The sequence below is a fragment of the Candidatus Brocadia sp. genome (assembly GCA_021646415.1).
GTDB lineage: Bacteria > Planctomycetota > Brocadiia > Brocadiales > Brocadiaceae > Brocadia.
Genome location: SOEU01000008.1, coordinates 21,565 through 36,909 on the forward strand (window position 1 = coordinate 21,565; position 15,345 = coordinate 36,909).

The following is a 15,345-nucleotide window of genomic DNA, read 5'->3' on the forward strand; positions in this document are numbered from 1 at the left end:
TGCCTCAAACAAATCTCAGATCCAACTCTGTTTATCGCTTTTCCCATTTTAACACATCTATAACTTTTCCTAAAGAACTTTTTTCAGACAATATCTCTTCCCGTATCCTATTTTCTTTTTCCAAACAATCCATCCCGTAATTGACCCAGGCATCGGCCACTGAAGTGGGGATTACCATCAACCCATCGTCATCCCCTATAATCCAATCTCCCGGATTGATGTGGATTCCCGAGATATTGATTGGTATATTAATCTCCCCAAATCCTTTTGGCTCCCCGGCAGTTGGCATTACGATTTTTGTAAAGATGGGGAAATTTAATTTTCTAACCTCCGCAAGATCACGCATTGCGCCATTGATAACGACCCCACTTATTTTTTTCTGCAATGCGCTATGGGTTGCCAATTCCCCCCACACGGCAGGCCCAACACCCCCTGCATTTATTACAATCACGTCCCCTTCTTTTGCAATATCTATAGCTTCAACAGGCTTTGCCCAATCACCCGGATACGTCCGAACGGTAACAGCATTCCCTATTAATTTAATACTTGAATATATCGGATATAATCCAGTAATACCTTCAGCACGGTGACTGCCATCCGATATATTTGCCGTAGAAAGTTGCTTTAACGATTCACGGATACCTTTACCCGTCACCCTTTTGAATAGCGTAGTAGAAATCCTTCGGTTTTCTCTGATTGCATTTTTAATAGTCTCTGTCGCAATTTTTACATCTTTTGATTTACTAATATATCCGCCAACTATGACAACGCTCGCCCCAGCGCTTACAGCATCTACTACATTTTCAGAATTTATACCACCTGCTACGGCAACCGGTATCTTTATTTTACTGCAAACATGTCGCAACGTGTCAAACGGCGTCTTACCATGCATTTGATCATCTATGGCAGTGTGAACGGCAATATAATCAGCACCCCATTTTTCTATATCGGCAACACGACCCTCAATGTCAGTATCGTTAATGCAGTCTACACAGATTTTTATACCATAATTTTTCCCTGCCTGTATACACTCCCTGATAGTTGAGGCCGGGGCATTTCCCATCACAACAGCGATGTCAGCGCCGGCTTTGGCGGCTATTTCCATTTCTGCACGACCCGCGTCCATAGTCTTCATATCCGCAATCAACGTTCTGCCGGGGAACAATTTTCTCAAGTGGCGTACCGCATTCATCCCTTCGCTTTTAATAAGCGGAGTACCTATCTCCAGCCAATCCGCGCCGCCTTCAATTGCCGCTTCAGCAACCTTTACGGCCCTGTGAAGATCCACGAAGTCCAGGGCTACTTGTAATATTACCGTCATACTATCTACACTCAAGTTGTAAAAGAGCCCTTATTCGGAATATGCGGCCCCGCAACGGTCGGACTCCCAGGTTGTGACCTTTGATACCTTTACCCCTATCGGTAAGACATTCTTTAATCCATCATAAAGTATTTTGGACAGATTCTCGGTAGTAGGGTTTAAAACCTCAAAATCCGGGAGTTCGTTCAAATAAACATGATCAAATCTATTGATAATTTCCCCAATAACCTTTTTCGCATCTCTAAAGTCCATTACCATACCCAATTTATCCAGCTTTTCAGCCTTTAAGATGACCTGTACCTTCCAATTGTGACCGTGAAGCCTTTCGCATTGCCCTTTATATTCTCGCAAGTTATGCGCTGCGGAAAAATCAGTTTCAACGACAAGTTCAAACACCATTGAAGCACCAAAAATGCCTTGTTTTTGCCCTAGTTACAGAAACCCGTAACTAAATACATGCAAAAAATCTTATCACTCGTAAAAATAAAAGTCAAGGGATTTCTCATTGTTTACATAGGCCTAAACACTCATCATAAAAAAACATAGGATAATTCAAATTTATCGAACTACCTATTTTCTCTTAAATTGTTTTTGCAACTCATCCAGTGAAAAATACAGAGTTGTGGGCCTGCCATGGGGACAGTTATTTGTATATGCATTTATCCTCTTTTTCATTTTCAGAAGCTCCTCTATTTCTTGCGGTTCTAATCTCTGGCCTGCCTTAACGGCGCCCTTGCACGCCATAATGCTGATCAATTTATCCAAAATGATATCTTTCCCCTTCAGATAATCTTCATCGCTCAACCCGGCCAGCAAGCTTTCTATAAATTCCTTGCCATGTAATCGCCTCAGAACTTGCGGGAAGGAGCGAATTGCAATTGTACGCAGCCCAAACTCCTCAACCTCAACCCCCAGCCCCCTCAGATTTTCTTTTAAGCTGATAATGTTGAAAAAATCCTTTGGACTTAATTCTACCAGTTCCGGGATCAACAAACGCTGACTTGGTGATTGGGAAGTGCGCATGCCCCTTTCTATTTCATGGTATAAAATTATTTCATGCAATGCGTGTTGATCGATAATATTTAACCCGCCATCTGTCTCCTCAACAATGAAAGCATCATGTATTTGAAAGCAGGTTTTCTTTTTTCCAGTACCCTCAGAAGGAAATGCTTTTTCTTTTCTCTCTGCTTCATCACCTGCTTGAACAGTATTGCAACCCCCTGATTTTCCTTCATTCGGAAATCCTTCTCCATCCACTTCCCTGCCCTCCTCCTTCATCAACTTTTCCTTTTTACAGGGGGAATTAAGGGGGATTTCCATCCTCTTTTGGAAGTCAAGACCAGTGAGGTTTGGGTCCGTTTTTCTAAAGGAAAACTGTTCCCAGAGAGATTTTTTTACAAGGTCAGCCTCTTCCGCCGCTACTGATTCCTTTTCCAATCCCGGAAGCGGAGACGACACCGCAATCGTCTTCGCTGTTGATTTGCTCAGTCCCTCTTTTAACGCAGAGAGGACATAATTATAGATTGCGTTGGTATTCCGGAAGCGCACCTCGGTCTTTGTTGGATGGACATTCACATCTACTTCAGTCGGCTCTACCTGTAAAAACAGAAACAAAATCGGATATCTCTTATGCATTAATTTCCCGCGATAGGATTCGCTAATGGCACGGAAGATTGCGCCATCTTTGATATAGCGGCCGTTCAAAAATATGAACTGCATCCTCGCATTGGCTTTGTCAAAAAAGGGTGGCACAATGAATCCCGAAAGGACAAATTGCTCTTCCCGAAGAAACACGGGAATGAGTTGTTTTTTCATCTCATCTCCAAAACATATTGCAATTCGTTCAGCCGTATCCCGGACAGGAGGAAGATTAAATACCGTCCTGTTGTTGTGCATGAGGGTAAAATGAATCGCCGGATAGGAGAGGGCAAACCTCGTGAGTACTTCGGAAATGTAAGCCATTTCTGTGGGTATCGTCCTTAAAAATTTCTTGCGGACAGGGACATTAAAAAACAGATCGCGTACCTCAACTTGTGTGCCTTCAGGCGCACCACATTCCTTAATTTTGCCCAAAATTCCTCCATCAATCGTTACTTCCGCACCATGCAAAGACCCTTTTACCCTGGAGATAATGCTGGCATGCGAAACGGCTCCGATGCTCGACAATGCCTCTCCGCGAAAACCCAGGGTATGGATTGCAAACAGTTCGTCTGCATTGCGAAGTTTACTGGTAGCATGGCTTTGAAATGCAAGGGCAAGGTCTTCTGCATCCATTCCAATACCGTCATCCGATATTTGTATCAACTTTCTTCCTCCATCCTCCAGATGGGTATCAATCCTTGATGCGCCCGCATCAATTGCATTTTCAATTACCTCTTTTACGACAGCCGCCGGACGATCAATCACCTCACCTGCTGCAATTTTGTTTATAACGGCTACGGGAAGAATCTTAATCTGTGACATATACCAACATTCCATAAAAAGCAAGCGCCCATTCCCGAACCTGCCAGGAATGGTGCTTGCAGATCTACAATAAACAAAAACCCTTTAAGTATACATCAAATAATAACACTTAATTTATTTAAATCATAATAAATTTGTATTCCATATATTTTCATACGTCAGCTGCAAAAAACAAATCGTGTGTTATATACACAAAATTATTGTACATCAAACAAACAACAATCTACAGAGCCGGATTAAAGGATCATACAGGCGGTGCAAAACTTCATGAAAGAGTATAAGCTACCAACAAAATAAAAAAGATTAAATTTTTTCAGGGACATTCCGATAATATCGTTAATGCATACTGTTCTTTATAAGTTACTGCTGTTAAGTTAAACAGTCATTTTACTAAGGAGGAAGAAGACGATGAAAAAACATCTTACATTAGTAGGTTGGTTTTCTTTTGTAACAATTCTATCATTAATATTTGGAACAAAAGGATATAGCAACAACTTATATGAAACCAGCCTGACCGTCGCATCTTCAAGCTCCTATTCCGCTGGGGCAGAAGCAAAGATTAGTATAAGTGATACCGGCAAAGTAAAATTATTTATAGAAGGATTACGATCTGCTGATGATCAACTCATCAATCAGGATAGTATACTTGTTACCGAAACAGAGATTAATGACAGCCCAAAAACGTATTCAGAATCATTTACCATTACGGATGGAAGAGCTGAATTAGAATTTACTCTTGATAACCTTGACAAAGGCGATAAACTAGAGATTCTCAATGTCGTAATCAATAAAGCAACGTCTCCAACGCCTACTCCAATTATAACCGCTTCACCGACGCCAACCAGTTCTCCAATAGCGACGCCTGTAGCAACGCCTACACCATCTCTTACACGCACAAGTTCAATCCTGGCAATCCTGGTACCAGGCGGCATAATCTCAGAATTTACGGCAGCAACACCTACACCCATTACCACGCCTTCAGCTACTCCAGTGGCATCCCCCACGGCCACACCCGCAGTTATACAGGCAGACGTTGACATAAAGCCCGAAACCATCAACCTCAAGAGCCACGGCAAATTTAAGGCATTTATCAAGTTTGATTCTGATTCTCCTTACGATGTAAATAATATTGTAACTAAAACGGTTGAATGCGAGGGGGCAGAAGCCATTGATGGGAAGGTGGATGAAAAACGGTTTATCGCAACATTTAACAGACAAGACTTGGATCTAGATTCCGAAACAAACTTTTACGGAGTTCAGAAAAGAGATGAAAAAGAAAAGCAGGAACTCACCGTTACCGGTGAATTAGAAGACGGTACAAGATTCGAGGGGAGTGATACAGTAAAAATAAAGGACCGGGGAACGAATGATGATAATGATGATTGATGATCATGGGAAAAAGAGGCATCGTTAAACGAAATACTTTTAAAATAAAAAAGGGAGGCCTAAAAAGCCTCCCTTTTTTATTTTCTCTTTGCTACAATTATTCTTAGTAACAAACCAAAAATCTTTTCATACGAAAAACTATTGTGGCGGGGAAAATACTGGTAGCATGGCTTTGAAATGCAAGGGCAAGGGTCTTCGGCATCCATCCCAATACCATCATTCGATATTCGTATCGATTTTCTTCCCCCCATCCTCCAGATGAGTATCAATCCTTGATGCGCTGGCATCAATTACATTTTCAATTACCTCTTTTACGACAGCCACCGAACGATCAATCACCTCGCCTGCTGCAATTTTGTTAATGACAGTTATGGGAAGAATCTTAATTTGGGACATACACCACATTCCATGAAAAGCAAGCGCCAATTTCTGAACCTACCATGAGCAGTGATTATAGATTCTACAGTGAACAAAAGACCCTTGAAGTTATGCGTTAAATAATAGCACTTAATTTATTAAATCATAATAAATTAGTGTTATATTGCGAAACGACTCAGTTGTAAAAAACAAAATCTGTGTTATTTATCAACAAAAGGGCAATAATATGCTTGACAAATTTATACATATATAAAATAATTAAATTTATTCAGGAATGTGCCGATTATTTAAAACAAGCACTAATGTTGTCTTATTGAATAATATTTTTTTCTTAAGTTTTTACTTGTTGTTTAAGTGAAAAAGATTTTCCTAACACAGGAGGAAGAAAAATGATAAAAAAATATTTTACTTTAATAGGATGGTTTTCTTCTGTAACAATTCTATCGTTGATAATTGTTACAGAAGGATATAGTGTTGAAACTCCAACGCCCACTTCAACGCCAACACCTACACCAGTTACCACTCCGTCGCCTACTCCAGTAGCGTCTCCTACGGCCACACCCGCAGTTATACCTGCAGAGGTTAAGATAAAACCAAGAACCATCAACCTTAAGAGTAAAGGCAAGTTTAAGGCATTTATTAAACTTCCTTCTCCCTTTGATGTTAACGATATAGTAACAGATACCGTTGAATGCGAAGGGGCAGAAGCCATTAAGGGAAAAGTAGACAAAAAACGGTTTATCGCAACATTTAACAGACAAGACTTGGATCTAGATTCCGAAACAAACTTTTACAGAGTTCAGAAAAGAGATGAAAAAGAAAAGCAGGAACTCACCGTTACCGGTGAATTAGAAGACGGTACAAGATTCGAGGGGAGTGATACAGTAAAAATAAAGGACCGGGGAAAGAATGATGATGATGACGATGACGATTGATGAAAGAGACTTCATCAATCGAAATACTTTTAAAATAAAAAAGGGAGGCCTAAAAAGCCTCCCTTTTTTATTTTCTCTTTGCTACAATTATCCTTAGTAACAAACCAAAAACTTTTCACAAGAAAACTATCGTCGTGGGGAAAATACATGATTACTAAGGAGTGGGAAATAGAAATTAACAAGTGCGCCAAATGTGGTAAATGTCGCTCTGTCTGCCCCGTTTTTATCGAGACGGGTAACGAATCCATGGTAGCACGCGGACGTATCAGTCTGGCCGATGCATTACAAAATGGTGAAATTTTTTACACGGAACTCTTGAGGGATTATCTCCTTTCCTGCAAGAAATGCCTCCGATGCTCCAGTATCTGCCCATCGGGTGTTGATTATGACTTCATCATCCAAACCATGCTTGACGATCTGGCAAATCACCTCGGAATATGGCTTATACCACGGATTGTATTCAGACTGTTCCTGACCCGAAGATGGCTCTTTAATCTGCTTTTGAAAACTGCCAGTACCTTTCAAAATCTTGTTCCACTAAAGCGACACGGTACCATGCGGCATCTGCCCTTCATGTTTATGGGTGGCAGGTGGATTCCTCCTTTGGCGAAAGAGACTGTACTTAAAAAATATCGAAATGCGAAAAAGATAAAATCTCCTAAAATGAAAGTGGGGTTTTATGTAGGCTGTCTTATCAATTACGTCTATACCGATATTGCTGATGCAGTAATTGAGGTATTAAACCATTTTGAGGTAGAGGTTGTTGTCCCCCCAGCACAATTGTGCTGTGGCATTCCTGCAAGATCGTTGGGGGACGTCAAAACAGCACGAAGACTGGCAGAAGTAAACGTGGAGGTATTTAAGAAGGCCAACGTCGATTTTATTATCACTGCATGTGCCACCTGCGGGAGGACATTGAAAAGAGATTATCCCCATATCCTGGGGAATCGTGCCTTAAAATTCACGGACAAGTTATACGACATATCCGAGTTTATTGAAAAATATTTTGCATACGAAACAAAGACATTAAATACAAAGATTACCTACCATGATCCGTGTCATCTCTACTGGGGTCAAAACATCTCAAAACAACCCAGAGATATTTTGAGACGTTCTTCCACGTTTCAGGAGATGGAAACCCCTGAACGATGCTGCGGCGGTGGTGGCGTATTTAATTTAATACATTATGACCTCTCCACAAAGATTGGTGAACATAAGGCACGAGCCATTGAAAAAAGCGGTGCGGAAGTTGTGGCAACGGGTTGCCCGGGATGTCGGCTTCAGATTGAAGACCTCCTTGCTGCAAGGGGTTCTCAAGTGAAATGTACACACACTGTACAGATATTACGAGACGCATTATCAAAAGCTTCCCAGTTAAAAGATTGTGCAAGGCTAAGAGAGATAGAAGGAACCATATCTTAAAAAATAAAATTGATTACATCGTCTCTTTTTGTCAGGACGATTTCTGCATTAGCCAGAACGCGTGCCCCATAGTCAACCGCCTTAATAAAAACTTTATTAGGGATATTGATATCAGCACAAAAAAAACCGCAGCAGGTTTTAGTGGCCTGATAGTAAACATTGTTTTCCGAATATCAACTGTTACATAAAATCTATAATCTCTTTGGGTTATCATGCGTGAAACCCGTTGCTGTAACTCCTGCAAAGCCACCACCTGCCGTAATCTTCATTATGAGTCCAGATTCGGAATTGGCAGTATAAAAATTTTGTATATGAGATCACTCCCTCCTCCTGAGTCCTGATACTATTGATGATTAGAGACAAATTTTCTCCACTATTGCCATGAAGAATTTCAGAAGCAGATGGATTATTAACTAAAATTGAACCTTTACCTCCAGATTTTATGGGATGGTTAGTGTAAATCTCAATAGAATTACGATTACCTGTAATTTCCTTTATTAATCCTTTTACAAAATCTTCATAACGATATACAACCCCCGGTATTATATTGATAAGATTTTGTTGACCTGCATTCAAAAATGATTTACTTTCACCAGTAAGTTTGATTTTTTTTCTCTCAGTAATCCATCCATCTTTATGTTCAGAACCGACTAAAGAAAATCAAGTGATGCTAAAAACCAAAAACTTTGATTGATAAAATTCCAGAATCAGAGTTCGAACTTTCAGAACAAGGAAAGGCAAAAGTCAGGGAAGCCTTAGAGGATTAAGAAAAGAAGAATATGAGCGAACCTTTCCGTTCGGCAAAAGAAATGAAAAAAGGATACGGCACTAGAAACAAAAATCAAAAACCTTTAACTCTTGCCATTCCACATCCATTTTTACAAAGTAGAACCACAGATTACCTTAAAATTATTCAGGGAAAGCTTTTCTATATAGTGTGCTATATTAGAAGTCTATTACAACAGTTTCTCTGCAATCTGGATTGCGTTCAGGGCCGCACCTTTTCGGAGATTATCGCTCACAATCCAGAGATTGATCCCATTTGCAACGGATTCGTCTTCGCGGATACGACCTACAAAGACATCGTCTTTCCCCACCGCATGTATAGCGAGGGGATACATTTGATTAGCAGGGTCGTCCACCAGGGTAACGCCTGGCGCACTTGAAAGAAGCCTTTTTACTTCAGCTACGGTGATTTTTTTCTCTGTTTCTACATTCACAGACTCGCTATGACCACGAATAACAGGTACACGCACGGTAGTTGCAGTTACCTTGATGCTATGATCACCCATAATTTTTTTTGTCTCGTCCACCATCTTCAGTTCTTCGGATGTGTAACCATTAGCGAGAAATGCATTACTCTGGGGAATCTGAGGCAATACATTAAAGGCAATCTGGTGGGGAAACAAATTTCTCTTAAAATCTTCCTTGCCACCGAGAATACTCGCAGTCTCCTTTAAGAGCTCGTTAACGGCTTTCAAACCAGCACCAGATACAGCCTGGTATGTCGATACAACAATCCTCTTTATCCGCGCAACATCATGGATCGGTTTTAAAGCAACTACCATCTGAATCGTGGAGCAATTGGGATTAGCAATTACCCCATGATGCCTGGCAATTTCTTGAGGATTTACCTCCAGCACCACCAGGGGCACGTCATCGTCCATCCTGAATGCGCTGGAATTATCTACACAAACGGCGCCACTTTCGATAGCGTAAGGTACATATTCCCTGCTGATGCTTGCCCCTGCACTAAAAAGGGCAATCTTTATCCCCTGGAATGAATGCTTTGTTAATTCCTGTACTGTATATTCAGCCCCGCAAAACCGCATCTTTTTCCCGGCAGAACGCCTCGAGGCTAATAATCTCAATTCTTCAACCGGAAATTTCCTGCTTTCCAGTATTCGGAGAAATTCCTCACCCACTGCGCCTGTTGCACCTACCACAGCCACATTTACAGCCATCTCTTCCAAAAACTCCTTTCGTTGTTAAGGCCTTTAACCACAGAGACCACCGAGGAAAGAACCCTTACAAATTCCTTTTATTCCGCGTTTAAATGCTCTTTTCTTTCTCTATGTCCCCTAGGCTTAAGCCATTTACTTAATACGTATTAAAAGATCATCCGGAATCGCTTCTTTTTTCCGAACATCCGCTATCTGTGACAAAAATCGCTGCGCATCACTATAATAGCCGGCAGTTGGTTTTAAACCAGGGAGAAGTTGAACCCAATATTGATTTTCCAACCGCATGAACAACTCCCGAATATATTTACTAAACATTGATGCAAGGGCTACCGACATGCAGATATCTTCACCCTTTTCCACAAAGGATATCTTCATTCTCTTGCCGGTATCGAACACCTCGTATGTTGAAACCCTGGCACTTTCGCTTAAAATTCTTATATCTGCCATAGGCAATTGGGCTTTCAACAGGCTGGTATACGTATTTCTGCCACCCTGCTTGTCAACAATCAAACGTATATTGCCATCACATAAATTCCACAGTCTGGAGATAAGTACTGCGCAATTATTAAATAGGACAACAGACTTATTTCCAAACGACCTTACCTGTTCATTAAACTCCTGAACAGTTACAACACAACTCTTTGCATAGGAAAACCGTACATTGTGCTTCTGAAAAACATACGTTAATAAATCTGTATAATTTAACAGAACAGAAATACTCGTAGTTACCGGTAGGGAATAATCCTTATTCTTATACCATGGATACCAAGCAATAACATCTGTATTGCAACATGATAAGCTGCCCAGCAGTTGAAAAAACGATGTAATCTGTAAACCTTTGGACAACAAAAATGAAAGAACAGCATCCTCCAACGGTTTCAAGCCATTGTGTGCGTTGTATAATTTTTTACTATCCCGAACGACAAGTCGTTGTTTCCGTGCTTTACGCTCAGTTGATACGGCTTCCTTCAAAAGCTCCCACAAGGAACAATCTGCCTTCTCATCCGGCACATCAATCGCAACGACGGTAACTACCATTGGCCCAAGCGTTGGACCGTATCCAGCCTCATCTATACCTGCTATTACCGCCATAACAAATTATTTTAAAGAAGGCAATTATATCACTTTACAAGAAAATGTCAAAACGAAACCAACCGGTAATGCCACCAATCTGAGTAATATCTCAATTCTGAAAATGGTAACTACTGATTACCTCAGCCGGGGTATTTCTATTTGAGGTAGAACCATCTCCCAGTTGACCGTTTTTGTTTAATCCCCATGCCCATATGGTACCATCGGCTTTTAAGGCAATGCTGTGTTGTCCTCCACCAGAAACAGAAATGACATTGTCGAGTTTTTTTACAAGAACGGGGATGTCTCTCTTTGTAGTAGTTCCTTCCCCCAACTGACCTGAACTATTACTCCCCCAAGCCCATACGGTTCCGTCTGATTTCAGGGCAAGGGTGTGGTCTCCTCCACCGGCAATTGCAGTGACTTTTCTAAGCTCCTCTATGGAGAATGGAGTACTTCCGTTATCAGTCGAACCGTTTCCCAACTGTCCATATTGATTAAATCCCCATGTCCACACGTTACCGTTGTTCTTCAGGGCAATACTGTGGTCTCCCCCACCATTAATAATACTGACGTCCGCAAGTCCGCACACCGGAACAGGGATTGCCCTGTCAGTGGTGGAACCGTCTCCCAACTGATTATTTCTGTTGAGACCCCAAGCCCAGATGGTGCCATCTTTCTCCTTGGCAAGGCAGTGGTACCCACCTCCGGCAATGGAGACAATGTTGCTAAGCCCTCTTACCTGTACGGGTATATTTTTATCTGTAGTGGTTCCGTCTCCCAATTGTCCGTATGCGTTTCTCCCCCAGGCCAAAACGGTTCCATCAGACCTCAGCACAATACTGTGTTGTCCTTTCGTGGCAATCGCCAAGATACCACTAAGGCCATTTATCTGTACTGGTATGTTTCTGCTCTTAGTCGTTCCTTCTCCCAGCTGCCCCGCCCAGTTGCCTCCCCATACCCAGACTGTACCATCTGTTTTCAAAGCAATACTGTGCCACACTCCTCCTGCGATTGCAGCAACATTGTCCAGCCCCTTTACCTGTACCGGTATCTTCCTATCTGTATTTGTTCCATCACCAAGCTGACCGTACATATTTAATCCCCATGCCCAAACAGTGCCGTCTGATTTCAAAACCAAGCTATGAAAACCACCACCCGACACCTGCACAATTGTTGAGGCAGAAGCCACCATATTAAAGGGCAAAAACAGAGAAAACAAGATTACAATCCAGCATAAAATGATACGTTTGTTGTACATCACGGTATTACACACTCCTCCCGAACAGGAATACTTGATATCGATATGATTAAAAAGTGCTTTTCCCATAAACAGTTTAAGGATTTTTACTTATTATTTCTTTTTTCTCACGGGATGCGTCTTTGGAAATTCCCCGGGAATTCTGGCTGTTTCCGGGGAACATTGCGAATGGTCACAGTCACTGGAGCTAATACCATTGATAATATCATAAACAATATTGTTATCTTTGCGGGACTAACCCAGCAAGAATATATTCCAGATTCAGTCTATGCCGCACATTTTCCATGTGACGTTGTGGTCAGCATACGGGCTATCGCCGCTGACGTCTAAAACACCAACAATTTTTCCCTCTCAAATCTATCGTCGTTCTCAGGTGGTCAACCTTGCCATGAACATACATTATCATATACGTAGACTATGTACCGATACTGTGCAATTGTCAAGAAATTTCTGATGATTTTCACAAGACAACAGGCAATCAAATTTCTTTCATTTATGACATACAGACTACTCACTTGTGATGGTTTTGCACGATGCTTACCATTTTTAGTTTTCCTCACAGACACCGTTTTGCTGAAGACAGGTGGTACTATAAACCGTTTTCATTTTCCTTGACAACAATATCAGCAGAAAATATAATTTTTAACCATATATTGCGTTAACAGATAGATAACCGATTTGTATTAATATGACAAACGAGGCATAAGGCCTCGTTAATTTTTGAGAATGCGATGATGAGGATACTCAGGACTTGGGAATGTAAGATTGATAAGGAAATCGAAAAACTCAAACAGCAATTAAACATTTTAGATAGCATATCCGCGAATAGAACAACGGTACTTAAGATTATCCAGGACGTCAAAAAGCGAAAAGATAAATCACTTGCGAAATATAGCAAACTCTATGATAAGGCACATCTTTCACCGAAGGATTTTCGGGTAAAAGATAACGAAATCGAGGAGGCCTACAGGAAAATATCGTCCCCCTTTGTAAAGTCCATACAACATGCTATCACTAATATATGGACATATCAGGAACATATACGAATCCGCAACGTTAGCCCGTTAAAGACGAACGGCATTGTACTTGACACCTTGTATTCTCCTTTAGAAAGTGTGGGAGTGTACGTTCCAGGTGGTGCCGCTTCTTATCCATCTACGGTATTGATGAATGCGATACCAGCACGCGTAGCAGGCGTAAACAAGATAATTATGACTACACCTCCTTCGAAGGATGGAACTATTCCACCCGAAAGACTGGTCGCGGCAAAGGAGGTAGGTATTCATGAGATATATAAGGTTGGTGGCGCACAGGCTATAGCTGCCCTTGCATTTGGTACGGAGACCATTCCAAAGGCAGACAAAATCGTAGGACCTGGGAATATTTTTGTAACGCTTGCAAAAAAAGAAATCTTTGGATATGCTGGCATCGATATGCTTGCGGGACCCAGCGAAGTATTGATTATAGCGGACGACCATGCAAACCCGTCGTTTGTAGCATCTGACTTACTATCACAAGCAGAACATGCACCCGGTATCTCAATACTGGTCACTTTCTCCGAATTGCTGGTGAAACAAGTTACATCAGAGTTAAATCAACAAATAACGAAACTCAGGCGGTGCGCAGACACAAAAAAATGCCTTAAAAAATTTGGTGTTATTATATTGGCAAAAAACATTGATGAATGTGTCGAAACAGCCAACACATTGGCCCCGGAGCATTTACAAATTATGACACAAAACCCCAGGACCCTGCTGTCGGGTATCAAACATGCCGGGGCGATCTTTTTGGGACCGTATACCCCGGTTGCGTTGGGAGATTATATTGCGGGACCCTCACATGTACTTCCAACAAGCGGGACGGCACGCTTTTCATCCGGATTATCAGTGAATGATTTCCTGAAGAGATCCAGCGTAATAACCTATTCAAAGTCGGCGCTCAAGGCCGCTTATACTGATTTAGCTGAAATTTCAGGGGCCGAGGGTTTGGATGCACATACACGGTCTGTTCAAATCAGACTAAAGCCAAAAAAAGGAGTATCCTATTGAGCTATTTTCGGGACAACATCGAAAGAATGTCAGGATATACGCCAGGTGAGCAACCAAAAGACGGCATCTACATAAAGCTCAATACAAACGAAAATCCATACCCGCCTTCCCCAAAGATATTACATGCCATTAAAGAGGCGGTGAACGAAAACCTTCGCCTTTACCCTGACCCGATTGCAACGGCAGCCAGAATAAAAATTGCCGAAATAGTAGGCACAAAGCCGGAACGCGTTATGGCAGGAAACGGTTCCGACGACCTGCTGTCTATAATTATACGGAGCTTTGCAGGCCAGGGGGATAAGGTTGTTTTCCCTTACCCGTCTTATATGCTCTACAAGACACTTGCAGAACTGCAAGATGGGGTTGCGTGCGCCATAGATTTTACAGAAGATTATTCTCTTCCCAAAGATTTCATTGTAAAAGGGGCAAAGGTTACATTTGTCGCAAATCCGAATTCACCTTCCGGGACAATGATATCACCGGGAGAAATATCAAAGATTGCTTCTAAGATAGATGGTGTACTCGTTGTTGACGAGGCATATGCTGATTTTGCAGACGATAATTGCCTCTCTCTGGTCGAAAAACACACCAACATCCTTATCCTGCGCACACTTTCAAAGTCATATTCGCTGGCAGGCATCAGACTTGGGTTTTGTATTGCCCAGGAATCTCTTATTCAGGGAATGATGAAGGTAAAGGATTCATATAATGTTGACCGACTCAGCATCGCTGCAGTAGTTGCAGCTCTGGATGACCAAAAAAGCATGAAGACTCACACTGAAATGATAAAGGAAACGAAACACTATCTCACGAAATCCTTACAGGAGATGGGATTTTTCGTATATCCTTCACAAACCAACTTTGTACTGGCACGGTGCATGAATGGAGTCCATGCACACACTTTATACCAAGCTTTGAAATCACGAAAGATATTGGTACGATACTTCAATATGAGACGACTGGATGACTGCCTGCGCATTACGATTGGCACAAGAGAAGAAATTGATATTTTACTGAAACATCTAAAAGAACTTGCAAGTATAACGACACATGCGAATGCGACGACGCATTCGCCTGTTATCCTTAGATGAGGGCA

12 protein-coding genes are annotated in these 15,345 nt (G+C 41.6%); 5 read left to right on the forward strand and 7 right to left on the reverse strand.

From position 1 onward, the window contains the following. Positions 1-31: 31 nt before the first annotated feature. The 3 genes from E3K36_08065 to mutL form a co-directional block, all read right to left on the reverse strand. On the reverse strand, positions 32-1,321 hold the full coding sequence (locus E3K36_08065) for a bifunctional hexulose-6-phosphate synthase/ribonuclease regulator (protein ID MCF6155194.1): 1,290 nt from the start codon (positions 1,319-1,321) through the stop codon (positions 32-34). 30 nt (positions 1,322-1,351) lie between these two features. Next, on the reverse strand, positions 1,352-1,717 hold the full coding sequence (queD, locus tag E3K36_08070) for a 6-carboxytetrahydropterin synthase QueD (protein ID MCF6155195.1): 366 nt from the start codon (positions 1,715-1,717) through the stop codon (positions 1,352-1,354). A gap of 174 nt (positions 1,718-1,891) precedes the next feature. Next, positions 1,892-3,784, reverse strand: coding sequence for a DNA mismatch repair endonuclease MutL (gene mutL, locus E3K36_08075; GenBank protein MCF6155196.1), 1,893 nt, complete (start codon positions 3,782-3,784; stop codon positions 1,892-1,894). A 408-nt stretch (positions 3,785-4,192) separates the two neighbouring features. On the opposite strand from mutL, the gene E3K36_08080 reads away from it, so the two are divergent. Then, positions 4,193-5,170 carry a hypothetical protein gene (locus E3K36_08080; GenBank protein ID MCF6155197.1) on the forward strand — a complete coding sequence of 326 codons (978 nt, stop codon included), beginning with the start codon at positions 4,193-4,195 and terminating at the stop codon, positions 5,168-5,170. A 216-nt stretch (positions 5,171-5,386) separates the two neighbouring features. On the opposite strand, the gene E3K36_08085 is transcribed toward E3K36_08080, so the two are convergent. After that, complete coding sequence (locus E3K36_08085; GenBank protein ID MCF6155198.1) at positions 5,387-5,566, reverse strand: hypothetical protein; 180 nt, start codon at positions 5,564-5,566, stop codon at positions 5,387-5,389. A 371-nt stretch (positions 5,567-5,937) separates the two neighbouring features. On the opposite strand from E3K36_08085, the gene E3K36_08090 reads away from it, so the two are divergent. Further along, a complete protein-coding gene (locus E3K36_08090) occupies positions 5,938-6,483 on the forward strand; it encodes a hypothetical protein (protein MCF6155199.1) in 546 nt (181 codons plus the stop codon). A 147-nt stretch (positions 6,484-6,630) separates the two neighbouring features. Beyond that, complete coding sequence (locus E3K36_08095) at positions 6,631-7,905, forward strand: (Fe-S)-binding protein (protein MCF6155200.1); 1,275 nt, start codon at positions 6,631-6,633, stop codon at positions 7,903-7,905. A gap of 956 nt (positions 7,906-8,861) precedes the next feature. Here the strand turns inward: E3K36_08095 and E3K36_08100 are convergent. The 3 genes from E3K36_08100 to E3K36_08110 all read right to left on the reverse strand — a co-directional run bounded on the left by E3K36_08100 (position 8,862) and on the right by E3K36_08110 (position 12,270). Further along, positions 8,862-9,869 (reverse strand): aspartate-semialdehyde dehydrogenase, encoded by a 1,008-nt coding sequence (locus E3K36_08100; GenBank protein MCF6155201.1) that lies wholly within the window; start codon positions 9,867-9,869, stop codon positions 8,862-8,864. A gap of 132 nt (positions 9,870-10,001) precedes the next feature. After that, positions 10,002-10,961 (reverse strand): hypothetical protein, encoded by a 960-nt coding sequence (locus E3K36_08105; protein MCF6155202.1) that lies wholly within the window; start codon positions 10,959-10,961, stop codon positions 10,002-10,004. A gap of 91 nt (positions 10,962-11,052) precedes the next feature. Then, positions 11,053-12,270, reverse strand: a complete 1,218-nt coding sequence (locus E3K36_08110) for an RCC1 repeat- and reductase domain-containing protein (protein ID MCF6155203.1) — start codon at positions 12,268-12,270, stop codon at positions 11,053-11,055. Positions 12,271-12,935: 665 nt separating this feature from the next. Between E3K36_08110 and hisD the strand changes: the two genes are divergently transcribed. Both hisD and hisC read left to right on the forward strand, forming a co-directional pair. Continuing rightward, positions 12,936-14,249 (forward strand): histidinol dehydrogenase, encoded by a 1,314-nt coding sequence (gene hisD / locus E3K36_08115; protein MCF6155204.1) that lies wholly within the window; start codon positions 12,936-12,938, stop codon positions 14,247-14,249. Next, the gene (gene hisC / locus E3K36_08120) at positions 14,246-15,340 is read left to right on the forward strand and encodes a histidinol-phosphate transaminase (GenBank protein ID MCF6155205.1); all 1,095 of its coding nucleotides are present in this window, start codon (positions 14,246-14,248) and stop codon (positions 15,338-15,340) included. Before hisD ends, hisC begins: the two co-directional genes overlap by 4 nt. Positions 15,341-15,345 lie beyond the last annotated feature (5 nt).